The organism is Afipia sp. GAS231, assembly GCF_900103365.1.
Classification (GTDB): Bacteria; Pseudomonadota; Alphaproteobacteria; order Rhizobiales; family Xanthobacteraceae; genus Bradyrhizobium.
The window spans coordinates 3,155,740-3,176,982 of record NZ_LT629703.1 but is presented as its reverse complement, the minus strand read 5'-3'; the positions used below and the strand labels follow the sequence as shown (position 1 = coordinate 3,176,982).

Here is a 21,243-nt window from a genome sequence, read left to right as displayed (position 1 = left end):
CCCATACTCTGCGGCCGTTATTGTTGCGGGTGGTGGCGACTGATGCCACCTCAAATCGAGAAGCCGCGGCGTATGGGTCCCCGCGTTCGCGGGGACGACATTGGCGCCAGTAGCTTCTCCCGTTCTCCCGCTGCTATAACCGCCTCCGAACGCCGCGCGGCACCTGGCCGACGCGGCGGCATCGGGGAGCGAGTGCGCCGTGGCGGTACGCGATGAGATCGGGCCAGCGAAGACCGCCTTTGTGTTTGCCGGCGGCGGCAGTTTTGGCGCCATTCAGGTCGGCATGCTGCATTCCCTCGCAGCGCACGGCATTTCCGCCGATATGGTGGTGGGCTCCAGCGTCGGCGCCTTGAACGGCGCGTTCTATGCCGGCGACCCGACGCTCAAAGGCGTGGAGAGACTGGAGACGATCTGGCGCGCACTGACGCGGCAGGATGTGTTTCCGATGAGCTGGCGCACTGTGCTGAGTTTCCTGTGGCGCCGCGATTTTCTGATTCCCCATGACGGCATCCGCAAGCTGATCGAGGATCACATCCCCTATCGCAATCTGCAGGATGCCAAGCTGCCGCTGCACATCGTCACCACCGACATCGTCTCCGGCGACAGCGTGGTGCTGTCGGACGGGCCGATCGACGAGGCGATCGTGGCCTCGACGGCGATCCCCGGCGCGTTCGCGCCGGTGCATTACCGGAATTACTACCTCGCCGATGGCGCCATCTCCAGCAACACGCCGATCCAGGTGGCGGTGAATAAAGGCGCCAGGCGGCTGATCATTCTGCCGACCGGGCACGCCTGTGCGACGCAGAAGCCGCCGGTCGGTGCGGTCGCGAACGCGTTGCATGCGTTGACGCTGCTGATCGCGCGTCAACTGGTGAGCGAACTGGAAAGCCTCGGGCCCGAAATCGAGTATTTCGTGGTGCCGCCGTTATGCCCGCTGGTGGGATCACCGTACGATTTCTCGCGCACATCGGATCATATCACCCGCGCCATCGAGACGACCGACGCCTGGTTGGCCCAGCACGGCCTGCAGCAGGGCAGAATTCCCCACGAAATGCGCTTGCACAGTCACTGAGAACCATCGTTACGCTGCACTGCAATAGCTCGCCGGACCATACCGTTCCGGGGGCCGGGCCTGTAAATTTTTACGGGCTGCTGTCACATCCGCGATTGCGGGGGCGTATATCGTATGGCGCTTATTCCGTTGATTGGACTAAGCTACCGGTCGACAAGCAATAATCCGGCTGAGGGATTTTATGGAAACGCTGCTGCTTCCGTTCTCGCCACGCTTCATCGTGTTGACGATCTGCGCCGTCGTCACGGCATTGCTGCTCGGTATCGGGGTGTTCGACCATAACCCGAAGATATGGGAAGTCGTGCTGATCCCGATTGTGATCTTCGGCGCGCTGACGTTCCTCGGCATTCGCGACCTGACGCAGAAGAGCCACGCGGTTTTGCGCAACTATCCGATCTCGGCGCATATCCGTTTCCTGCTCGAAGAGATCCGGCCCGAGATGCGGCAGTATTTCTTCGAGAGCGAGAAAGACGGCATGCCGTTTTCCCGCGACACCCGCGCGCTCGTCTATCAGCGCGCCAAGATGGTGCTGGACAAGCGGCCATTCGGTACCCAAGAGGACGTCTACCGCGAGGGCTATGAGTGGATGCATCATTCGGTGGCGCCGAAGCCGCGTGCCGAGGAGCAGTTCCGCATCACCATCGGCGGTCCCGATTGCGCCAAGCCGTATTCGGCGTCGGTGTTCAATATCTCGGCGATGAGTTTCGGCGCGCTCAGCCCCAATGCGGTGCGCGCGCTGAATGCGGGCGCCAAGAAGGGCGGCTTCGCCCACGACACCGGCGAGGGCGGCGTTAGCCCCTATCATCGCGAGAATGGCGGTGACATCATCTGGGAAGTTGGCTCCGGCTATTTCGGTTGCCGCAACCGCGACGGAACGTTCAATCCGGATGAGTTCGCGCGTGTCGCGACCGACGATCAGATCAAGATGGTCGAGCTCAAGATCAGCCAGGGCGCCAAGCCCGGTCATGGCGGCGTGCTGCCGGCGGCCAAGGTCTCGGAGGAAATTTCCAGGATCCGCGGTGTTGCCATGGGCGAGGATTGCATCTCGCCGGCCTATCACCGGGCGTTCTCGACACCGTTGCAGATGATGGCCTTTATCGCCGAGATGCGAAGGCTGTCAGGCGGCAAGCCGGCCGGGTTCAAGATGTGCATCGGCCATCCCTGGGAGTTCCTGGCGATCTGCAAGGCGATGCTGGAGAGCGGCATCTATCCCGACTTCATCGTCGTCGATGGCAATGAAGGCGGCACGGGTGCCGCGCCGCTGGAGTTCATGGACCATTTGGGCATGCCGATGCGCGAGGGCGTCAATTTCGTCCACAATGCGCTGATCGGCATCAATGCGCGCGACCGCATCAAGATCGGGGCCGCCGGCAAGATTGCGACCGCGTTCGACATGGCGCGCGCGATGGCGATCGGCGCCGACTGGTGCAATTCGGCGCGCGGATTCATGTTCGCGCTCGGCTGCATCCAGTCGCTGAGCTGCCATACCGATCGTTGCCCGACCGGCGTCACGACCCAGGATCCCTCGCGTAATCGCGCGCTGGTGGTGCCGCACAAGGTCGAGCGTGTCTACAACTATCACCACGCGACCCTGCATGCGTTGACCGAACTGCTCGCTGCCGCCGGTCTCGAGCATCCGCAGCAGATCCGCTCGATCCATTTCTCGCAGCGAAGCTCGACCACCGAGGTACGGTCTTTCGCGCAGCTTTATCCGTCGCTGCGACCGGGCGAATTGATCGAAGGCACCGAGGATCCGCGCTTCCGCGACGACTGGGCGATGGCGCGGGCGGATTCGTTTCAGCCTGCGGGGTGACGTCACGCGCGCGTCCATCAACGCGTCGTCTTACCGCGCGGCGTTGTGAAACAGATCGTCGAACCGGAATGAATAGCCGAGGCCGACGATGTAATTCGGCGAATTCCGGTTGAGGCCGAATGCAACGTGGAAGTCGATCTGCTGAGTCCTGGTCAGCAGATATCCGCCGCCCGTGTTGAAGAGTTGAACACTGCTGCCGCGCGAGGGGTAATCGCCGACATATTCGACGAACAGCGACGCGCGATCGGTGACCTTCTTTTCGAGCACGAACGTCGCTTCGGTGGTCTGCTTGTTGGCAAGATCGGACGGGAAAAAGAACGTCGTCACCATGCCGCTGGTGCCCCAGCCGGCGCCGATCTCATACGACCACGGAAATTGCAGATAGGGCTGCAGGCCGGGGCCTGCGATTTTCGGCGAGCCGGTCGGCAGGCCAGCGCCCGCCGTCACCGATAGATTCCATGCTTCGGGAAGCGAACCGAATTGCCATTTGATGGCCGGCGCCACGTTGCCGAAGCCGGTGTCGGCGTCGCCCTTCACGCGGCCGGTATAATTCGGCACGTCGATCAGAATCTCGAGGCAGTCGGCGATGCCGAGCCGGAGCCGGCTGTTGGTCCCGTCGAACGCCTTGTCGAGGCCGCGCCGCGTGGTGTTGATGCCGTTTTCGCCCTGCAGGCTGCCAACGGGAACGACGAGGCTGGAGTTCGTGACGTCCGGCCGGTCGGTGGCGATCTCCGACGCCGAGCCCGGGCATTCCCCGGCCTGCGCGAGCGTCGGTGCAGCGGCGACGAGAACGAGCGTCAGCGCGGTGAACCTGCCGGGCGCTGTCGTTCCACGGCGAATCTTGGCCAAGATCAGCCGGAACGGCACGTGCGTCATCCTCCGCCTATCGTGGATACCCGATGACCTGAATCCCGTTTGCCGGCTTTTATTCCCGGTGCGGTTTTTTTGCACGGGATCGGGGCGATTTCGGCGCGAGATTTTGCCAGTGCCCGGTGCTGCCTAGAACTCGCCGTGCAAGCGGCCCGAGAAGATATGAACCGGGCCGCGGTCGGCGTTGTAGGCGGGATTGGTGATGAACTGATAGTCGGCGGTCAAAGTAAACTGCTTGTTGAGCGCATAGGCGTAATACGTCTCGAAGATGCGCTCGTTGCGATAGTTGAGCTGGCCGTCGCCGATCAGCAGGCCGAGGCCGCCGGCGGCGAGGTAATCGCGATGCGCGCTGGACAACCCGTTGACGGCGCCGCCAATGCCGATGGTATCGCTCGGGCGTCCCCAATAGCTGCCCTTCACCGACAAGCCACCTGAAATGCTGCGATCGATGTCGGTGAACGACAGAATCTCGCTCCGCCCGTCGTTCCAGCTGGCGCGGGCAAACAGGCCGACATCCTGCGCGATCTGCTGCTCGGCATTGGCATAGAAACCGTATTTCAGGTTGTCGCGGCGAATGCCCGCCATGACCGTATTGATATCAAGCGCCGGGTTCATCGCCTCGATGGCCAGCGCGTCGCGATAATCGCCGGTGTTGCCGCGATTGCCGAATACCCCGAGTCGCAATTTGCCCGGCTGATCGAAGATCGCATAGCGGCCCTCGAATTCGACCACGGCGCCGCCGGTCTTGAAGGTGAGGATGTCGCTGTTGGGCGCGCTGGGCACCTGGAACAATCCGGCGCGTACCGCCCAATCCTTGCGATTGAGTTCGGCCACCGCACCGCGGGTATAGCCGGGAAGGTCGGCCGGAAAATCGTAGGCCGCCGACGACCACATTGCCCAGTTCATGAAGTCCGCGCGCGGATCCTTTGCATAGGAATTGCCGTCGAAGAAATCGCCGATCGCAAAGCGCCCGACGATCAGCGTGACGCGGTCGATGTCGCGTTTCCCCGGCAATTGGTTGGCCGCGTCCGGAACCTCTTCCTGCTCGCCGCCGAGGCCGAAGGTCTGTTTGATGTAATAGCGCTGCGGGCGGATTTTCGGGAAGGCGGCGCCGGCCTTTTGCGCTTCGCCGTTCGGGAATCCCGCCAATCCCAGCGTGCCGTTCAGGCCAAAGCCCTGCGCAATTTCCGGATTGAAATAGAACTCGCCGCCCTGCCACAGCCGCACGCCGACAAACGCCGTTGTGGTCCAGGTCTCCTGCAACTGTCCGGAGCCGGGAAGACTAAAGGCACCGGCATAGGGCGAACGAATGCCGGGATAGGCCTGCGGCAAAAAGGTGGTTTGCGCGTGGACATTCCAGTCGTTGGATTCCGGAAGCAGGGTTTTTCCATCGGTTGGCGTGATCAATGGCGCGTCGCCGAAGTGGTAGTTGAGGCCGAGTTTCACCAGATGGATGCGCGGGTCGACATTCACGCCCGGCAGCCCGAAACCTGAGAGGTCGTACATGCGCTGTGACAGATCGATGTAGCTGTATTCGGCTTTTGCGCTCCAGTTGCCGCTCACCGCGAACTCGGCGCCGGCACCCACAGTCCAGCCGGTGTGATATTGGCCCGGCGATGAGATGAGGCCTCCGGTGGGGTCGTTGATATTGACGTGGGTATGTCCCCAGGCAAATCCGCCGGTCAGATAAGGCATCCAGCGCCCGAATGCGTAACCGATGCGGCCGCGCAGGGTGCCGGTATAGTCGAGAGTGGTGTGGAACGGCGCCGGCATCAGCGCCGCGCCGTCCATCGGGCTTGGAAACGACGCGTCCGCTTCGATGCCGAGCACAACGCGGTTCGAGAATTGCCTGCTGTAGCCAGCCTGGTAGCCGCCGGTCAGTCCGGTGACGCTGTGCGGCAGGAATACGCCCTGCTCGGGAAGCGGATTGGTTCCCGGTCCAAGACTTCCGCCGCCATAGCCGAAGTGGCCACCGAGATAGAAGCCGGTCCAGTCGTAGATGCTTTTGTAAGCGGGCGCCTTGAGCGCCATATCCGCCGCGGCCGCAGGTCCGCCCAGCGCGAGCGTGCCGAACGCCACACCAACCAGGAAAAGCCTCGCATCATGCTTCTGATATCGGCGGTCGCGGGTCATCGTGCGGACACTTCGCAAAGGTTGCGGTGGTCTCGCGTCATCACTGCAGATTTGAAGGCCTGCCGCCACCCAAGAAATGAAGTCATCAACCCCGCCGCCCCCGGTCGGATTCTCATGATTCTCCCGGTCCAAGCCAGAGCGGGGAAATGCATTGTTCGTTCCGTTCCTATTGCAAGTAATTCGCAATAGCAACAAGACTAAATAGCGCACCCGTTGGATGGCAGCGGTCGGTAACAGTTTTGCAACAGGGGCGCCTGGCGGAGCCGCTGAAGGCCAAAAAGTTGACCCGCCCGGGGGGACAACCGGGCGGGTCGGGTGCGGCACGGGGGTGGATGAGGCGCCCGTGCCGGACGCAGGATCCACTAGTGAAGCGCTTTCAAGCGAAGTGGGCTTCCGGTTCGCGTGAAGAAAACGCGTCAAACAAAGAGAGAAGCGTTTTCAAGCGAAGTGGGCTTCCGGTTCGCGTGAAGAAAACGCGTCAAACAAAGAGAGAAGCGTTTTCAAGCGAAGTGGGCTTCCGGTTTGCGTGAAGAGAACGCGTCAAACAAAGAGCGAAGCGTTAGAACTTTTGGATTGGTTTGCTTGAAGCAGCGCTTCTCAAACAGAAATCAAACTCAGTCGATCAATCAGTAACCGCAGGTACGAACGCGGCCCATGTAGTTGCCGTAAGCGTCGAACTGGCGAACCCAACCGCAGCGGCGATAGCCGTCGTAGTAGTAGCCGTCGTTGCTGGCGGCGATCGCGGAGCCGACGATGGCAGCGCCGACGAGGCCGGCTCCAACGCCCCAGCCCCAGCCGAACGGCTTGGCCTGTGCCTGGGTGGTGGTGGATGCAATCGTGCCGGTAACGGCAAGTGCTGCGAGAGCGACGGCGGCAATCCTGGTCTTGATCGACATTGAAAAAACTCCATCCGGTTTGGAGCGGCCCTTGGGGTCCGCATGCCAGTTGGACGGAGGCTGTTTGATTCCGGTTCGAATCCCGTGAGGGGGATTTGGACGATCTATTATTCTGTAGTTATAACAATTACTTATGTGACTTATTCGGGCCGGCGGCCAGTCTGTTCACGTCGAAGTTATCGACGTCATCAAGCAATTCGCAGAACGCTCGCGCGCCGTGGTCGAGCAACTTCTCGCCCTTGTCCGCGGAGCCCTTGCTGGCGTCGCCGACCGCGCCACTCGGGTGCAGGTCCTGCACCTGCCAGGCGAACGGGGCGGGCCGTTGTGTCGAGAGCCAGCGGAATTCCTTTTCCATCGCGATGGTCGTGGGTCGAAAATCCGCGATCGCTTGCTGGCGCACGGTGTGTGGATATCGCGCCAGCATGATCGAGGTTTCGACCGCGCCGCCGTGAATGCCGTAGCGCAGCTCTTCGCCTGAGAACAATCCATCCGGAACGCCGAACCGCGACCAGCTCGTGGTCACCGCGAGCATCCGGTGTTTGGCGCGCAGATCCTGCGCCACCAGCATCATCGCAGCACTGTTGCCGCCATGGCTCGTCACCATGACGAGCTTGCGGATGCCTCTGCGCGCCACGTCTTCGCCGATCGCCATCCACTCTCTCAGAGCGACGTCGGTCGGCAGCGTCAGCGTGCCCGGGAAGTCAGTATGCTCGGTGGAAATGCCGACCTTCTGGATCGGCAGGAAGGTGGCAGGGATCGCCGGGGGCAGCAGCTCGCGCACCCGCGCCAGATAGGCCTCGCCGATCATGACATCGGTTTCCAGCGGCAAATGCGGGCCGTGCTGCTCGGTTGCCGCCAACGGCAGCACCGCGATCCAGCGCGCGGCCTCGGCCGCGGTGACATCGGGCCAGTGGATGTCGGTCCAGTCACGGGGTGGAACGGGCGAAGTCATCAAGCCAAGTGTTTCTTTGGAGGAGCGTTTCTTTGGATGAATTTGCAGGGTAGTTTGTTAGTCATTCCGGGGTGCCTGCCCTGGATAACACGCAGTGACCCCAGAGGACGTGATCCACGTCCAATGCCTTCCTATCATGTTCTCAATCTTGGGCCAGAATGATCGACGGAGTCCAACCATGAACCCGGCCTTTTTGCCGCGAGCGTTAACCGCCGGCCTTTTGGCGCTGATGGCGGCGTTGACGCCGGCACGCGCCCAAACCCTCGACAAGGTTTCGTTCGGAACCAATTGGGTGGCGGAAGCCGAACATGGTGGCTTCTTCCAGGCGGTCGCCGACGGCACCTACCAGAAATACGGCCTCGACGTGTCGATCGTGCCGGGTGGTCCCAACACCAACAACCGCATGCTGCTGACTGCCGGCAAGCTCGACTTCTTCATGACCGCCAATACGCTGCAATCGTTCGACGCGGTCACCAACAAGGTGCCGTTGGTGACGGTGGCGGCCATGTTCCAGAAGGACCCGCTGGTCCTGCTGACCCACCCTGAAATCAAGATCAGCAAGCTCGACGATCTCAAGCCGCTGACGTTATTGGTGTCGAAGGAGGGGCTTGCGAGCTATTTCCAGTGGCTGAAGTCCGAATACGGCTTCAACGAAAGCAAGGTCAAACCCTACACCTTCAACCCGCAGCCCTTCATCGTGAACAAGCAGAGCGCGATGCAGGGCTATGTCACCTCCGAACCCTATGCCGTGCAGAAGGCCGCGGGCTTCAAGCCGAACGTGGTGCTGATGGCCGATTACGGCTGGAGTGCCTATTCGACCCTGATCGAGACCCGTACCGACATGGTCGACAAGAAGCCGGACCTGGTGCAGCGCTTCGTCGATGCCTCCATCATCGGCTGGTACAATTATCTCTACGGCGACAACAAGTCGACGAACGAGATGATCAAGAAGCTCAACCCCGACATGACCGACGAACTGCTGGCTTATTCGCTGGCCAAGATGAAGGAATACGGCATCGTCGATTCCGGCGACACCTTGAAGGACGGCATCGGCGCCATGAGCGACGCGCGGGTCGCGAGCTTCTTCGACAAGATGGTGCGGGCCGGCGTGGTCAAAGGCGATATCGACTACCGCCAGGCCTACACGCTTCGCTTTACCAACAAGGCCGTCGGTCTCAATTTGCGGCCGAAGAACTGACGCCCGATGGCGGATACCGCATCAGAGACGGATATTGCCAGCGTCGCCGTGCGGCTGCGCGGCGCCACCAAAACTTACGACAACGGCGTCACCGCGCTGGGGCCGTTCGATCTTGACGTGGCGCGCGGCGAATTCGTTTCGCTGCTCGGGCCTTCCGGTTGCGGAAAATCCACCGCGCTGCGGTTGATCGCGGGGCTCGCGACACCGAGTTCGGGGACGGTGAGTGTGTCGCACCGCGCCGGCGAGACGGATCGCCGACATTCCATCGGCTTCGTGTTTCAGGAGCCGACCCTGATGCCATGGGCGAGCGTGCGCGAAAACGTTCGCCTGCCGCTGAAACTGTCGCATGCGCCGGCGGCAGATGCCGATGCGCGCGTTCGCGAGGCGCTGGCGCAGGTCGGGCTTGCCGAATTTGCCGATGCCTACCCGCGCGAATTGTCCGGCGGGATGAAGATGCGGGTCTCGCTGGCCCGCGCGCTGGTCACCGATCCGGACATCTTGTTGATGGACGAACCGTTTGCCGCGCTCGACGAGATCACGCGCTTTCGGCTCAACAACGACCTGCTCGAGCTATGGCGCAATCTGAAAAAGACCGTCGTGTTCGTCACCCATTCCGTATTCGAGTCGGTCTATCTGTCGCAGCGCGTGATCGTGATGACATCGCGGCCCGGACGCATCGCCAGCGAATTTCGCATCGATACGCCAGAGCCGCGCGTCGAGGATTTCCGGATGTCTTCCGGCTATGCCGCCTATTGCCGTGAGGTCTCCAAGGCGCTGTCGCCCTCTTATTTGGGGCTGTCAGGCGCATGAGCTCGCTTCCGAACCTCGGCCGCATCCTGCTTCCCGTCATCGTGCTCGCGGCGGGCCTCCTGGCATGGGAAGCCGTGGTCGATATCAACGACATCCAGCCTTATGTGCTGCCGGGGCCGCTATTGGTGTTTCAGACGCTGGTTGCCGATTGGCAGGTGCTGTCGGAATCGCTCGGCGTCACACTTCTAACGACGCTGGAAGGATTCGTCGCCGCGGCCGTCGGCGGCGTCGCGCTGGCGCTGTTGTTCAATCAATCCCGGGTGTTGGAATATTCGCTGTTTCCCTACGCGGTGATCCTGCAGGTCACGCCGGTCATTGCGATTGCGCCGTTGCTGCTGATCTATCTGCCGCAGCAGACCGCGGTCGTCGTCTGCGCCTGGATCGTCGGTTTCTTTCCGGTGCTGTCGAACACCACGCTCGGGCTGAACTCGGTCGATCGCAATCTCGCCGGGCTTTTCCAGCTTTATGGCGCGTCACGGCTGCAAACGCTGCGGTACCTGAAACTGCCGGCGGCGCTGCCCTACATTCTGGGCGGCCTGCGCATTGCGGGCGGCCTGTCGCTGATCGGCGCTGTCGTCGCCGAAATCGCGGCGGGCACCGCGGGCGCCGGCTCCGGTCTGGCGTTCCGGATTGCCGAATCCGGCTACCGCCTCAACATTCCCCGAATGTTCGCGGCGTTGCTGCTTCTGTCCGCCGCCGGGATTGTCATCTATGGGCTGCTGGCGCTAATTTCACATCTCGTACTACGGCGCTGGCATGAAAGCGCGCTCGGAAAGGAAAACTAATGGCTGCCGCGAATATTTCATCCGAGAAGATCGATCTTCTGATCTACGGACCGATCAGGCCGATCCTCGAAAACGGCTTTTCGGACCAGTTCGTCCTGCATACGGCCGAAAGCCGCGCCGATCTCGAACGGCTGACACCGGACGTGCTGGCGAAGGTTCGCGGCGTCGCGGTCACCTACCATACGGTGCATGCCGACGGAAAAGCGCTGGCGCATTTTCCGAAGCTCGAAATGGTCGCAAGCTTCGGCGTCGGCTACGACCACGTCGATTGCGCTTATGCGCGTGAGCACAATGTCGTCGTCACCAACACGCCCGACGTGCTGACCGAGGAGGTCGCCGACGTCGCGATGGGACTGCTGATCGCGACCCTGCGCGAATTCGTCAAGGCCGACCGCTATCTGCGCTCCGGCCTGTGGACCACCCAGAATTATCCGCTGAGCGTCGGCTCGCTGCGCGACCGCAAAATTGGAATCGTCGGCATGGGCCGGATCGGGCAGGCGATCGGCCGCCGGCTCGAGGCCTCGCGCGTCCCGGTTTCCTATCATTCGCGCAACCCGTCCTCGGCGGTGTCGTACAAGCACTACGGCGACCTGATGGAGATGGCGAAGGCGGTCGATACGCTGATCGTGATCGTGCCCGGCGGCGCGGCCACCGCAAAGATGATCAATGCCGACGTGCTGAAGGCGCTCGGCCCGCGCGGCGTGCTGATCAACGTGGCGCGCGGCTCGGTGGTCGACGAGGAGGCGCTGGTGGCGGCGCTGAAGTCCGGCACCATCCTGGCCGCGGGGCTCGACGTGTTCGCCAAGGAGCCGAGCGTGCCCGACGAACTGAAGTCGATGCAAAATGTCGTGCTGTTGCCACATATCGGCTCGGCTTCGGTGGTAACGCGCAATGCCATGGATCAGCTCGTGGTCGATAATCTCAAGAACTGGTTTGCCGGCAAGGCGCCGCTGACGCCGGTTCCGGAAACCCCGGTGAAGGGGCGCTGATGTTTTCGCGCGGTCGGGTCATCATGGTGGCGGCGCTTTCGGCGCTGCCACTGCTTGCGCCGCCGGTTGCGGCGCAGGATGCCCCGAACCTGAAGAAAGACATGGTCGGCCAGTGGGAGCTGGCGACCACCGAGCGCAGCAAGACCTGCGTCGTCACGCTGAAGGGCGATGCGACGCCGCAGGGACTAAAGCTGGAATTAGAACCCGGCTGCGCGGCGGCGTTGCCGTTCACCAAGGATATTACGTCCTGGAACGTCAAGGGGCTGGGCGACATCGTGCGGCTGCAGGACGCGAGCGGCCAGCCGGTGATCGATTTCACCGAGGTCGAGAGCGGTATCTTCGAAGGGCTGCGCACCAACGAGGGCGTCTACATCCTGCAGAACCTCGCCGCCGCCCGATCGCTCGCCAAATCGATGGACCAGATGATCGGCGACTGGTCGATGGTGCGCGGCAACGGCCAGGCGGTGTGCGGCCTGACGCTGACCAACACCGAGGCCGGGCAGGATAATTTCCAGGTGTTTTTGAAGCCGAAATGCGATCCCGCCGTCGCCGCCTTCGCGCCGACCCAGTGGCGGCTCGATCACGGCCAGATGCAGCTGATGTCGTCCAAGGGCGAGACTTGGCAATTCGAGGCCGACGACAACGCGCAATGGCGGCGGGTGCCCGACAGCGCCGATCCGCTGATCATGATCCGCGGGCAGTAGCGGCGCCCGCCGATCGCCTCTAGCGGCCGATCGCCCCCGCGACCTGAGACGCGATCTGCTCGGCGAGCATGCGGTAGCCTTCCGGGGTCAGGTGTTGGCCGTCGGGCTGATGCGGCAATCCCCTGAACGTGCCGTTTGCGATCATGATAACCGGGATACCACGGGCGCTCAGCCGGCTCTGGATCTCGGATGTCCGGTCGGGCGAGCCCTTGCGCCGGTCGTTGCCGCCGGGCTGCAGGATGACGGCGCTGGTCCCGTTCGGCACGGCGTGATCGAGCCGCCGCAACATGCCCTCGGTCGTATCGCCGTTGATGCCGGCATTTACGACATGAATGCCGGCGCGCTTGGCTCGCAAAATCGCTTCGAGTTGCGCGGGAAAGGCCTCATTGCGCGCGACCCCCTTGCCGTAGGTGTTGCTCGCTCCCAGCGCCACGATCGTCGCGGCATCAGCCGACGCAGGCACGAAACTCGACAGGGCTGCCAGCACTGCAAGCGCCCCCAAAATACCAGGCCGAAGGGTGCGCGATCTCACAGCTTCCTCCCTAGTATTGATCCGGATATCCTATCGGGCCGGCATCCCGGGTTGCAATCAGCTTCGCGGGGCCGTTTGAAAGATTTTCAGGTTGCCTGTCGATTTCCAGCGGTTCCGTTCGTCGACCTCAATAGCGAGACAGTTTTGCGGCGATCGTCGCCGCGGCTCGCCTCAACGGGAGTTTTCCGATGCGCTTCATGTATGTCGTTACCTCGTCGCAGCCGACCCGCGGGCCCACCCCGGCCCTGATGGAAGCCATGCACAAGCTGGCCGAGCGGGAGATCAAGGCCGGCCGGATGCTGGACAGCGGTGGGCTGCTGCCGGTCCAGATGGGCGCCCAGGTCAGGATCACGGATGGCAAGCTGAGCGTGGTCGACGGGCCCTTCGTCGAAACCAAGGAGATGATCGGCGGCTACGCCATCTTCGAACTGCGCAACAAGGAAGAAGCGCTGGCCGCGGCGCGCGAGTTCATGCAGCTTCACCTCGACCACATGCCCGGCTGGGAAGGCACCTGTGAAGTTCGCATCATGGCTTCGCCTGGGGACGAAATGGACTGCCAGGTCGATGCCGAGCCGGCCAAGATCGCCTCTTGAGCGGGCGACGCTTGAGCAGACGGTTTCTGCCACGTCGGCGGCGATGACGGCCGCCGACGTCAACAGCACCATCCTCGCGGTCTGGCGGATCGAACAGCCGCGGCTGATCACGGGCCTGTCCCGGATGCTGCGCGACGTGCCGCTGGCCGAGGACCTCACCCAGGAAGCGCTGCTGGCGGCGCTCGAACATTGGCCCAGGACCGGCGTGCCGGACAAGCCCGGCGCGTGGCTGATGGCTTCGGCCAAACGCCGGGCGCTGGATCAACTGCGCCGCCGCCACATGCTCGCGCGCAAGCACGAGATGCTGGTGCGCGACCTCTTGCAGGAGCAGCAGACGATGCCCGATCCGGACGCGGCGCTGGACGACGATATCGGTGACGAACTGCTTCGGCTGATCTTCACGGCCTGCCACCCCAAGCTGTCGCGCGAGGCCCGTGCCGCGCTGGCGCTGAAGATGATCTGCGGCCTGACGACGGAAGAGATCGCGCGCGCCTTCCTGCTGCCCGAGCCGACGATCGCGCAACGCATCGTGCGAGCGAAGCGGACGCTGTCCGAGTCGGGCCTTGCCTATGAGACCCCGCGCGGCGAGGAGCTTTCCGAGCGCCTCGCGTCGGTCCTGGAGGTCGTCTACCTCATCTTCAACGAAGGCTACGCTGCGGCCCGCGGCGACGAATGGCTGCGGCCGCAACTCTGCAACGACGCGCTGCGGATGGGCCGCGTGCTCACCTCGATCGCGACGCAGGAGGCGGAAGCGCACGGCCTGCTGGCGCTGATGGAGTTGAATGCCTCACGCACGTCCGCACGCACGGACACCGCCGGCGAACCCATCCTGCTGATGGACCAGAACCGCGCATTGTGGGACCAGCTCCAGATCCGCCGCGGCTTGCTGTCCTTGGCGCGGGCGCGCGAACTCGGAGGTGGCGGCGGGTTCTATGCGCTGCAGGCGGCGATCGTCGCCTGCCATGCCACGGCAAGCACGCCTGATGAAACCGACTGGCCGCGCATCGTCCGGCTCTACACCGAGCTTAACGAACTGGTGCGCTCGCCGATCATCGAACTCAACCGCGCGGTGGCCGTCGGCATGGCCGAGGGCCCGGCCGTGGCGCTGGCGATGGTGGAGGCATTGGCTCACGAGCCGGCGCTGAAAGCCTATCACCTGCTGCCAAGCGTGCGCGGCGATCTGCTGCAAAAGCTCGGCCGTTTCGATGAAGCGCGCGACGCCTTCAGCGCGGCTGCGGAGCTCGCGGGTAACCGGCGTGAACAGGAGTTACTGAAGCGACGCGCCGCCGAGGCCGCCGGTTCGACAGGATGTGACGATCGCGCCGGCGATGGAGGCTGATATGACGCGCTACGCGGGTGGTTGCTGCTGCGGCAAAGTCCGTTACGCGATAACGGCCGCTTCCATTCGCGGCTTCCAATGCCAATGCCGTGACTGTCAAAGGGATACCGGCTCCGGACATGCTTCCGTCATGGTGTTCCCGCGAGCCGCTCTTGCTGTCACTGGCGTCGTTACCGAGACCTTGCGGACAGCGGATTCCGGCGAGCAGAAACTGAAAGGGTTTTGCGGGTCCTGCGGCTCGCCGCTCGACAACAAGCCGCTATCCAAGCCCGACATGCTCGGCGTCTATGTTGGCACGCTCGACGATCCCTCCGATTTCAAGCCGGATCTGGTGATGTTCGCATCCCGCGGGCACGCCTGGGATCATCTGGATCCAGCGTTGCCCAAAATCCCGAACATGCGGCCGTCAAAATAGTCCGACCGACGCGCGGCGGGACTATCCGCCGCGCGTCACCGTCATCAATTCAGATGAACCGGAACTGGGACCGCTCGCGTTTGGCAAGTTTGGGGACAGCCTGGCCGACGATGATGTTCTTGAAATGGTCGGTCTGCTGGTGGTCGGCGAATGCCGATTCACCCGCGAACACTTCGTAGAAAAAGAATTCCCTGGGCTTGGCGATGTTCTGGTGGATCTGGAATTCCTTGACGCCGGGTTCGCGCTGGGCCCGCGGCAGGAACTCCTGCAGCAATGCTGCGACCGCGCCTTCCTCGCCGGAATTGACTTCCCAGAAGGCGGTGACGACCAGGTTCTGGTTGGCGTTGTTGGTGGCTGTCATGATGTTCTCCTGTGAATGCCGCCGGCCGATTTCAATCGCCGGCTCAGGCGCAGCATGCCCGCTTCCTGACAAGAATGCTTCGGCAACGGTCGAATAGTGATGTCAGCGGAACCCGACTTGCCGTTGGGGCGTTTCTGCAATGACCTGCTCACCCTGCACGGAACAAGCGGATGACGAAAAAGACGGTGCTTGCGATTGGTATCGATCCTTCCCTGGTGGATTACAGCGCGTTCCCCGGGTTCACGCCGGAGCTGGTCAATCACTTCATCGAGACGCAAATCGCAAAGCTTCGCGCGCAGGGTTACGACGCCGAGAGCTGGCTGATCGATCTCGGTGAAACCGCCATGACGGTGGCCAAGGCGGCGCTGGCCTCAAGGCCGCTCGATTGCGTCGTGATCGGCGCCGGACTGCGCGAACCGCCGGAACGCCTGTTGCTGTTCGAAAAGATTCTCAATCTCGTTCACGTCCACACCCCGCATGCGGCGATCGGCTTCAACACCACGCCGGCCGACACGGTCGAGGCTGTGCAGCGATGGGTGAGTTCGTGAAGCCGTCTTGCCGCGGCCGCCGGCTTCCGCGATGCGTCATTCATGACCGCCGGCTACTTTGCATGGGGTTGTTTTCGATATTTTTACTGGGGTCAAGGATCGCGGCGGCCTGGCCACCGCCTAATCAGCTTCATCCCCTTCAAGCTCGCGTGCCCGTTCTTGCCGACGATGATGTGGTCGTGCACGGAAATGCCGAGCGGCGTGGCGATATCGACGATCGCCTTGGTCATCTGGATGTCGGCCTGGGAGGGCGTCGGATCGCCGGAGGGATGGTTGTGCACCAGGATCAGCGCGGTCGCGGATAATTCCAGCGCGCGCTTGATGACTTCGCGCGGGTAGACCGGGGTGTGGTCGACGGTGCCGGTCTGCTGCACCTCGTCGGATATCAGTTGATTGCGCTTGTCGAGGAACAGCAGGCGAAACTGCTCCTTGTCGGCGAACGCCATGCCGGTCCTGATATAATCGATGACGTCGTTCCAGGACGACAGCGCGATACTCTTTTTGACCTCGCCTTTCGCCACCCGTGTCGCGGCCGCGGCGAGCAGCTTGATCTGGTTGACCGAGGCCTCGCCGATCCCCTCGACTTCGCGCAAGCGCGCCACCGGCGCGTGGATGACTTCGGCGAACGAGCCGAATTTCTTTAAGAGCAACTTTGCCAGCGGCTTGGTATCGCGCCGGGGCAGGGCCGGAAACAGCGCCATTTCCAGCAGTTCGTAATCGCTGAGCGCGTCCGGCCCGGCGCGGTAGAAGCGCTCGCGCAGCCGTTCCCGATGGCCGTGATAATGCGGCGTCTCGGCGGATGGATCAGGCTTATCGTCGGTCTTCGCGGGCATCGGCAGGGAGCATGCCGTGCCGTGTAGCTTTTGCAATCACGAATTGCAGGTCTCGCGACCCGAAATCACGCGGCCAGCGGCTTCTCGCCATGGCGCTGCGACAGCGTGAAGATTTCGACGCCGGTTGCGGTCACGCCGACCGAATGCTCGAATTGCGCCGACAGCGAGCGGTCGCGGGTGACGGCGGTCCAGCCATCGGACAGGATCTTCACATGCGGCTTGCCGAGATTGATCATCGGCTCGATGGTGAAGAACATGCCGGGCTTCAGTGCGACGCCTTCGCCGGGCCGGCCGATATGGATGATGTTCGGCTCGTCGTGGAACATGCGCCCGAGGCCGTGGCCGCAGAAATCGCGCACCACGCTCATGCCCTGCGGTTCGACAAAACTCTGGATGGCGTGGCCGATGTCGCCGGTGGTGGCGCCGGGTTTTACGGAGGCGATGCCGCGCATCATCGCCTCATAGGTGACTTCGATCAGCCGTTCCGCCTTTCGGGCGATGGGCCCGATCACATACATACGGCTGGAATCGCCGTACCAGCCGTCGACGATGAAGGTGACGTCGACATTGACGACGTCGCCCTCCTTCAGCGCGCGGTCGCCGGGCATGCCGTGGCAGACCACGTGATTGATCGAGGTGCAGGTCGAATAGCGGTAACCGCGATACATCAGCGTCGCCGGATAGGCGCCGTTGCTGAAGGCGAAGTTGCGGACGAACTCGTCGATGACAGAGGTCGGGAGGCCCTCCTTGACCACGTCGGTGAGCTCGTCGAGGCATTTGGCGACCAGTGCGCCTGCCTTGCGCATGCCGGCAAACGCGTTCGGTCCATGCAGCTTGATCTGGCCGGTCTTTCGCAAGGAGGTGTCTGTCGCTTCGATATAGCTCATGGGCGGGTCATGCTTCGGCAGGGCGCGAGGGCTGAGGGAATGGACTGATTTGCACCTAATTTAATGATCGGGACGGTCAGTGCAAGCCAAGGTTGGGGGTTTGGAGGCCTTCAAAAGGCCTTGCTTCCGTCAGAGCCGGCAGACTCTGGAAAACCAGGCAGGCTCTAGCCGGAAGCCTCCACCACGGTCTCGACCGGCAAGGCGCCGCCGCGGACCCGGATTTCCCGCACCGGGTAGGGCACCCGTATGCCCTCGCGCTTGAACACGTCCCACAGCGCCAGCATCACGTCGCTCTTCACATTGTCCATGCCGTCGGGGTCGGCGATCCAGAAGGTCAGGGAGAACTTCATCCCGGCTTCGGCGAATTCGGTCAGGATACAGTTCGGCGGCTTGTTCTTGATGGCGCGTGGCGCGGCGGCGGCGATCTCGATCGCCAGCTTGCAGACCAGCCTCGGTTCGGCGTCGTAATTGGTGCTGAACAGCACCTTCACCAGCGTGTTCTTGTCGGTGTAGGTCCAGTTCACCACCTTCTGCGTCACCAGATCCTCGTTCGGGATCAGGAACTCGCGGCCATCGCCGGCGGCGACCGAAATATAGCGCGTCTTCATCGCGCTGATCCGCCCCGAACTGTCGCCGATGGTGACGAGGTCGCCCGGCTTCACCGACTTGTCCGCGAGCAGGATGATACCCGAGATGAAATTCGCGACGATCTTCTGCAGGCCGATACCGATACCGACGCCGACCGCGCCGGAGAATACCGCGAGCGCCGAAAGGTTGATGCCGACGGCGCTGACCGCGATCGCCACGGCGATCACCATCAGTCCCATCCGGATCATCTTGACCAGCAGCACCTGGATCGACGGCGTCAGGTCGGTCGAGCGGTTGATCCGGCTCTCGGCGAAGTTGCTGGCGATGTTGGTCAGCCACAGCGCCAAGATCAGCAGCGCGCCGAGCTTGATCAGGACCAGCGGCGTCAGCCGCAGCCCGCCGAGCACGATCGCAACCTGGTCGGAATCCAGGATATCGATCGCAGGCCCGAGCTGGCCGAGAATGCTCAAGGCGGCGATCAGCCAGGCCGAAATCGACACCACGCGGACGATGAAGGCGTTGCGGATGACGGATGTAATGAGCCGGATCGCGAGCCAGGCCAGCGCCAGCTTGGCCGAGACCGCGAGCAAATAGCTGCGGCTCGGCCAGGTCGAATGGTACATCGTGACCCGCGACGCGATCACCAGGATCGCGAACACCACGGTCGACGCGCTGCCGACCAGCACGTGGGCAAGCCGCCGCAACGGCAGCGGCCACTTCATGGCCACCGATGACATGTCGACGCGCGCACGGATCCCCGCATCCGCAGCGTACGCGATACCGAACGCGGCCAGGATCAGGCCGAACTGCAGATAGAACCATGGCGAGGTGACCTCGGCGCCCAGCGATCGCGCGGTCGCGTGCAGAAACTCGATAACGTCCTTCAGGTCCATATCCATTCGCAAAATCTCTTTTCGGCCTCAGCGGGCCAACGTGATTCGAATACCGGCGAGAATCCCATAAGCGCGCCGGCGGCGCCATCGATACGACATGCCGGGAGCGTGAGTTAGGCCGGTAAATCGGGCACTTTGCCGCTCCCGCCATAAAATGGGTTGGCGTCGAAGTGTGGCAACGATAAGGATGCAATCGCAAGTATTTGCAATGATTTGTGAGAATTCATGGCGTCACTGGACTCAGTCAGCATAGCGGTCTTCCTCGGCGCGGCTCTGGTGATGGCCGGGATCCTGTCGAGCTTGCTCGCGCTGCGCTTCGGCGCGCCGCTGCTGCTGGTATTTTTGCTGATCGGCATGCTGGCGGGCGATTCCGGCCCCGGCCGGCTGCAGTTCGACGACGTCCGCACCACCTATCTGGTCGGATCGGTGGCGCTGGCGCTGATCCTGTTCGACGGCGGCCTGAAAACCCGGTTTCAGAGCATCCGCACCGTGCTGGCGCCGTCGATGGTGCTGGCGACGATCGGCGTGCTCCTGACCGCGCTGATCACCGCACCGGTCGCCAAATATGCGCTCGATCTCAACTGGACCGAAGCCTCGCTGGTCGGCGCGGTGGTTGCCTCCACCGACGCCGCCGCGGTGTTCCTCTTGGTGCATACCCAGGGCCTTCGCTTGCGTCCCCGCGTCGGCGCAACGCTGGAGGCCGAATCCGGCACCAACGATCCGTTCGCAATCTTCCTGACCCTGATGCTGGTCGAATACATTTCCAGCGGCGAAAGCTCGCTGGCGCATATTGTGCTCGAATTCGCCCGCGAGGCCTTGCTGGGCGCGGTCGTGGGGGTGATCGGCGGGCGGCTTGTCGTGCTGGCGCTCAATCGGGTGGCGCTGCCGCAGGGATTGCATGCGCCGTTCGTCACGACGGCGGCGCTGGTGATTTTCGGCGCGGCGCAGATCGCGCATGCGTCGGGCTTTCTCGCGGTCTATCTCGCCGGCATCATCATCGGCAACCGGCCGACGCGGGCGCATAATTCGGTGGTGACGTTCCTCGACGCCGCGACCTGGCTGGCGCAGATCGTGATGTTCGTGCTGCTCGGGCTGCTGGTGTCGCCGCATCGTTTGCTGGGCAGCGCCGGCCCCGCTGTCATCGTCGCGTTCGCGCTGATGCTGGTCGCCCGTCCGGTCGCGGTCTTCCTGTGTCTCGCCCCGTTCAAGTTCAACTGGCGGGAAAAGGTCTTCATCGCCTGGACCGGCCTGCGCGGGGCGGTCGCGATCTTCCTGGCCTCGATCCCGATGCTGGTGGGGTTGTCGAAAGCCTATCTCTATTTCGACGTCGCCTTTGTCGTCGTCATCATCTCGCTGTTGCTGCAGGGCTGGACCCTGGCGCCGGCGGCGCGGCGCCTGCATGTGGCGCTGCCGCGCGCCGAGCGCGGGCCGCGGCGTGTCGAGCTGGATCTGCCGGGCCAGCTCGAGCAGCAACTGGTCGGCTATCCCGTCCGGGCAAAAAGCCTGTATTTCCGCCGTGGCCTGATTCCGTCCTGGTCGAAGCCGACGCTGGTGATCCGCGACGAGCGGATTCTGACGCCGACCGAGGCCGACCCGGTCGCGGCCGGCGACTACATCTACCTGCTGGCGCCGCCGGAAAAGGCCGAAGCGCTGGATCGCTTCTTTGTCGACATGGCCCCGAGTACGGCGCCGGACCCGCATATGCTCGGCGATTTCGTCGTCCTGGGCGAACACACGCTCGGCGAACTGGCCGAGATCTACGGTGTCGCGGTGGCAGAGGATCAGGCGAAGCTGACGCTGGCAGATTATTTCGACATCCATCTCGATTATGCACCGAAGGAAGGTGCCGAGCTCGTGCTTGATCCCATCGTCCTGGTGGCGCGCAGCATCGGCGGCGGCCGGGTCAATGTCGTCGGCCTCCGCCTGCCCGAGGACGAGGAAGAGACCGTGCCGCTGACGCGCGCGCAAAAGTTCAAGCGCAAGCTTGCAGAGATCTGGTCGTCGGTGGCGGGGGTGTAGGGCGGATATCCTG

Annotated in this window: 21 protein-coding genes; 12 read left to right on the top strand and 9 right to left on the bottom strand. The window is 63.0% G+C overall.

Going from position 1 to position 21,243, the window contains the following annotated elements:
• The first annotated feature begins 199 nt into the window (after positions 1–199).
• Together BLS26_RS15045 and BLS26_RS15040 are read left to right on the top strand one after the other, a co-directional pair.
• Entirely contained in the window at positions 200–1,072 is an 873-nt protein-coding gene (locus BLS26_RS15045) for a patatin-like phospholipase family protein (RefSeq protein ID WP_092512322.1), read from the top strand.
• A gap of 181 nt (positions 1,073–1,253) precedes the next feature.
• Complete coding sequence (locus BLS26_RS15040; RefSeq protein ID WP_092512320.1) at positions 1,254–2,885, top strand: FMN-binding glutamate synthase family protein; 1,632 nt, start codon at positions 1,254–1,256, stop codon at positions 2,883–2,885.
• A gap of 30 nt (positions 2,886–2,915) precedes the next feature.
• On the opposite strand, the gene BLS26_RS15035 is transcribed toward BLS26_RS15040, so the two are convergent.
• The 4 genes from BLS26_RS15035 to BLS26_RS15020 all read right to left on the bottom strand — a co-directional run bounded on the left by BLS26_RS15035 (position 2,916) and on the right by BLS26_RS15020 (position 7,736).
• The gene (locus BLS26_RS15035; protein ID WP_092512318.1) at positions 2,916–3,761 is read right to left on the bottom strand and encodes a transporter; all 846 of its coding nucleotides are present in this window, start codon (positions 3,759–3,761) and stop codon (positions 2,916–2,918) included.
• A 123-nt stretch (positions 3,762–3,884) separates the two neighbouring features.
• Positions 3,885–5,888 (bottom strand): carbohydrate porin, encoded by a 2,004-nt coding sequence (locus BLS26_RS15030; RefSeq protein ID WP_092512316.1) that lies wholly within the window; start codon positions 5,886–5,888, stop codon positions 3,885–3,887.
• A 626-nt stretch (positions 5,889–6,514) separates the two neighbouring features.
• Positions 6,515–6,784 carry a hypothetical protein gene (locus tag BLS26_RS15025; RefSeq protein ID WP_092512314.1) on the bottom strand — a complete coding sequence of 90 codons (270 nt, stop codon included), beginning with the start codon at positions 6,782–6,784 and terminating at the stop codon, positions 6,515–6,517.
• Positions 6,785–6,911: 127 nt separating this feature from the next.
• Positions 6,912–7,736: a creatininase family protein gene (locus BLS26_RS15020; RefSeq protein WP_092512312.1), complete on the bottom strand. Its 825-nt coding sequence runs from the start codon at positions 7,734–7,736 to the stop codon at positions 6,912–6,914.
• Between the two features lie 178 nt (positions 7,737–7,914).
• Here BLS26_RS15020 and BLS26_RS15015 point away from each other — a divergent pair, with 178 nt between their 5' ends.
• Genes BLS26_RS15015 through BLS26_RS14995 form a run of 5 tightly spaced genes read left to right on the top strand, consistent with a single transcriptional unit; the run spans position 7,915 to position 12,222 of the window.
• Entirely contained in the window at positions 7,915–8,934 is a 1,020-nt protein-coding gene (locus BLS26_RS15015; RefSeq protein WP_092512310.1) for an ABC transporter substrate-binding protein, read from the top strand.
• 6 nt (positions 8,935–8,940) lie between these two features.
• A complete protein-coding gene (locus tag BLS26_RS15010) occupies positions 8,941–9,744 on the top strand; it encodes an ABC transporter ATP-binding protein (RefSeq protein ID WP_092512308.1) in 804 nt (267 codons plus the stop codon).
• Positions 9,741–10,529: an ABC transporter permease gene (locus BLS26_RS15005; RefSeq protein ID WP_092512306.1), complete on the top strand. Its 789-nt coding sequence runs from the start codon at positions 9,741–9,743 to the stop codon at positions 10,527–10,529. The genes BLS26_RS15010 and BLS26_RS15005 overlap by 4 nt, the downstream gene beginning before the upstream one ends.
• A complete protein-coding gene (locus BLS26_RS15000) occupies positions 10,529–11,518 on the top strand; it encodes a 2-hydroxyacid dehydrogenase (protein ID WP_092512304.1) in 990 nt (329 codons plus the stop codon). The genes BLS26_RS15005 and BLS26_RS15000 overlap by 1 nt, the downstream gene beginning before the upstream one ends.
• A gap of 23 nt (positions 11,519–11,541) precedes the next feature.
• A complete protein-coding gene (locus tag BLS26_RS14995) occupies positions 11,542–12,222 on the top strand; it encodes an AprI/Inh family metalloprotease inhibitor (RefSeq protein WP_244541997.1) in 681 nt (226 codons plus the stop codon).
• 19 nt (positions 12,223–12,241) lie between these two features.
• On the opposite strand, the gene BLS26_RS14990 is transcribed toward BLS26_RS14995, so the two are convergent.
• Positions 12,242–12,754 carry a GDSL-type esterase/lipase family protein gene (locus BLS26_RS14990; RefSeq protein ID WP_371360826.1) on the bottom strand — a complete coding sequence of 171 codons (513 nt, stop codon included), beginning with the start codon at positions 12,752–12,754 and terminating at the stop codon, positions 12,242–12,244.
• 188 nt (positions 12,755–12,942) lie between these two features.
• On the opposite strand from BLS26_RS14990, the gene BLS26_RS14985 reads away from it, so the two are divergent.
• The 3 genes from BLS26_RS14985 (at position 12,943) to BLS26_RS14975 (ending at position 15,101) form a co-directional block, all read left to right on the top strand.
• The gene (locus tag BLS26_RS14985) at positions 12,943–13,347 is read left to right on the top strand and encodes a YciI family protein (protein WP_092512300.1); all 405 of its coding nucleotides are present in this window, start codon (positions 12,943–12,945) and stop codon (positions 13,345–13,347) included.
• Between the two features lie 43 nt (positions 13,348–13,390).
• On the top strand, positions 13,391–14,686 hold the full coding sequence (locus tag BLS26_RS14980; RefSeq protein WP_092512298.1) for an RNA polymerase sigma factor: 1,296 nt from the start codon (positions 13,391–13,393) through the stop codon (positions 14,684–14,686).
• 130 nt (positions 14,687–14,816) lie between these two features.
• Positions 14,817–15,101 carry a GFA family protein gene (locus BLS26_RS14975; RefSeq protein WP_244541946.1) on the top strand — a complete coding sequence of 95 codons (285 nt, stop codon included), beginning with the start codon at positions 14,817–14,819 and terminating at the stop codon, positions 15,099–15,101.
• Between the two features lie 49 nt (positions 15,102–15,150).
• Here BLS26_RS14975 and BLS26_RS14970 read toward each other — a convergent pair whose 3' ends face one another.
• Complete coding sequence (locus BLS26_RS14970; protein ID WP_092512294.1) at positions 15,151–15,462, bottom strand: putative quinol monooxygenase; 312 nt, start codon at positions 15,460–15,462, stop codon at positions 15,151–15,153.
• A gap of 170 nt (positions 15,463–15,632) precedes the next feature.
• Here BLS26_RS14970 and BLS26_RS14965 point away from each other — a divergent pair, with 170 nt between their 5' ends.
• The gene (locus tag BLS26_RS14965; protein ID WP_092512292.1) at positions 15,633–16,010 is read left to right on the top strand and encodes a hypothetical protein; all 378 of its coding nucleotides are present in this window, start codon (positions 15,633–15,635) and stop codon (positions 16,008–16,010) included.
• Positions 16,011–16,102: 92 nt separating this feature from the next.
• On the opposite strand, the gene radC is transcribed toward BLS26_RS14965, so the two are convergent.
• The 3 genes from radC to BLS26_RS14950 form a co-directional block, all read right to left on the bottom strand.
• A complete protein-coding gene (gene radC / locus BLS26_RS14960; protein WP_092512290.1) occupies positions 16,103–16,843 on the bottom strand; it encodes a DNA repair protein RadC in 741 nt (246 codons plus the stop codon).
• Between the two features lie 65 nt (positions 16,844–16,908).
• Positions 16,909–17,730, bottom strand: coding sequence for a type I methionyl aminopeptidase (gene map, locus BLS26_RS14955; protein ID WP_092512288.1), 822 nt, complete (start codon positions 17,728–17,730; stop codon positions 16,909–16,911).
• A 164-nt stretch (positions 17,731–17,894) separates the two neighbouring features.
• Positions 17,895–19,217: a mechanosensitive ion channel family protein gene (locus tag BLS26_RS14950; RefSeq protein WP_092512286.1), complete on the bottom strand. Its 1,323-nt coding sequence runs from the start codon at positions 19,215–19,217 to the stop codon at positions 17,895–17,897.
• A gap of 219 nt (positions 19,218–19,436) precedes the next feature.
• On the opposite strand from BLS26_RS14950, the gene BLS26_RS14945 reads away from it, so the two are divergent.
• Positions 19,437–21,230 (top strand): potassium/proton antiporter, encoded by a 1,794-nt coding sequence (locus tag BLS26_RS14945; RefSeq protein WP_092512283.1) that lies wholly within the window; start codon positions 19,437–19,439, stop codon positions 21,228–21,230.
• Positions 21,231–21,243 lie beyond the last annotated feature (13 nt).

Bases quoted from the DNA above. Each gene is read 5' to 3' on its own strand.
- BLS26_RS15040 (WP_092512320.1), top strand. From the start codon at position 1,254: ATGGAAACGCTGCTGCTTCCGTTCTCGCCACGCTTCATCGTGTTGACG.
- BLS26_RS15035 (WP_092512318.1), bottom strand. From the start codon at position 3,761: ATGACGCACGTGCCGTTCCGGCTGATCTTGGCCAAGATTCGCCGTGGA.
- BLS26_RS15030 (WP_092512316.1), bottom strand. From the start codon at position 5,888: ATGACCCGCGACCGCCGATATCAGAAGCATGATGCGAGGCTTTTCCTG.
- BLS26_RS15025 (WP_092512314.1), bottom strand. From the start codon at position 6,784: ATGTCGATCAAGACCAGGATTGCCGCCGTCGCTCTCGCAGCACTTGCC.
- BLS26_RS15020 (WP_092512312.1), bottom strand. From the start codon at position 7,736: ATGACTTCGCCCGTTCCACCCCGTGACTGGACCGACATCCACTGGCCC.
- BLS26_RS15015 (WP_092512310.1), top strand. From the start codon at position 7,915: ATGAACCCGGCCTTTTTGCCGCGAGCGTTAACCGCCGGCCTTTTGGCG.
- BLS26_RS15010 (WP_092512308.1), top strand. From the start codon at position 8,941: ATGGCGGATACCGCATCAGAGACGGATATTGCCAGCGTCGCCGTGCGG.
- BLS26_RS15005 (WP_092512306.1), top strand. From the start codon at position 9,741: ATGAGCTCGCTTCCGAACCTCGGCCGCATCCTGCTTCCCGTCATCGTG.
- BLS26_RS15000 (WP_092512304.1), top strand. From the start codon at position 10,529: ATGGCTGCCGCGAATATTTCATCCGAGAAGATCGATCTTCTGATCTAC.
- BLS26_RS14995 (WP_244541997.1), top strand. From the start codon at position 11,542: ATGGTGGCGGCGCTTTCGGCGCTGCCACTGCTTGCGCCGCCGGTTGCG.
- BLS26_RS14985 (WP_092512300.1), top strand. From the start codon at position 12,943: ATGCGCTTCATGTATGTCGTTACCTCGTCGCAGCCGACCCGCGGGCCC.
- BLS26_RS14980 (WP_092512298.1), top strand. From the start codon at position 13,391: ATGACGGCCGCCGACGTCAACAGCACCATCCTCGCGGTCTGGCGGATC.
- BLS26_RS14975 (WP_244541946.1), top strand. From the start codon at position 14,817: ATGGTGTTCCCGCGAGCCGCTCTTGCTGTCACTGGCGTCGTTACCGAG.
- BLS26_RS14970 (WP_092512294.1), bottom strand. From the start codon at position 15,462: ATGACAGCCACCAACAACGCCAACCAGAACCTGGTCGTCACCGCCTTC.
- BLS26_RS14965 (WP_092512292.1), top strand. From the start codon at position 15,633: ATGACGAAAAAGACGGTGCTTGCGATTGGTATCGATCCTTCCCTGGTG.
- radC (WP_092512290.1), bottom strand. From the start codon at position 16,843: ATGCCCGCGAAGACCGACGATAAGCCTGATCCATCCGCCGAGACGCCG.
- map (WP_092512288.1), bottom strand. From the start codon at position 17,730: ATGAGCTATATCGAAGCGACAGACACCTCCTTGCGAAAGACCGGCCAG.
- BLS26_RS14950 (WP_092512286.1), bottom strand. From the start codon at position 19,217: ATGGATATGGACCTGAAGGACGTTATCGAGTTTCTGCACGCGACCGCG.
- BLS26_RS14945 (WP_092512283.1), top strand. From the start codon at position 19,437: ATGGCGTCACTGGACTCAGTCAGCATAGCGGTCTTCCTCGGCGCGGCT.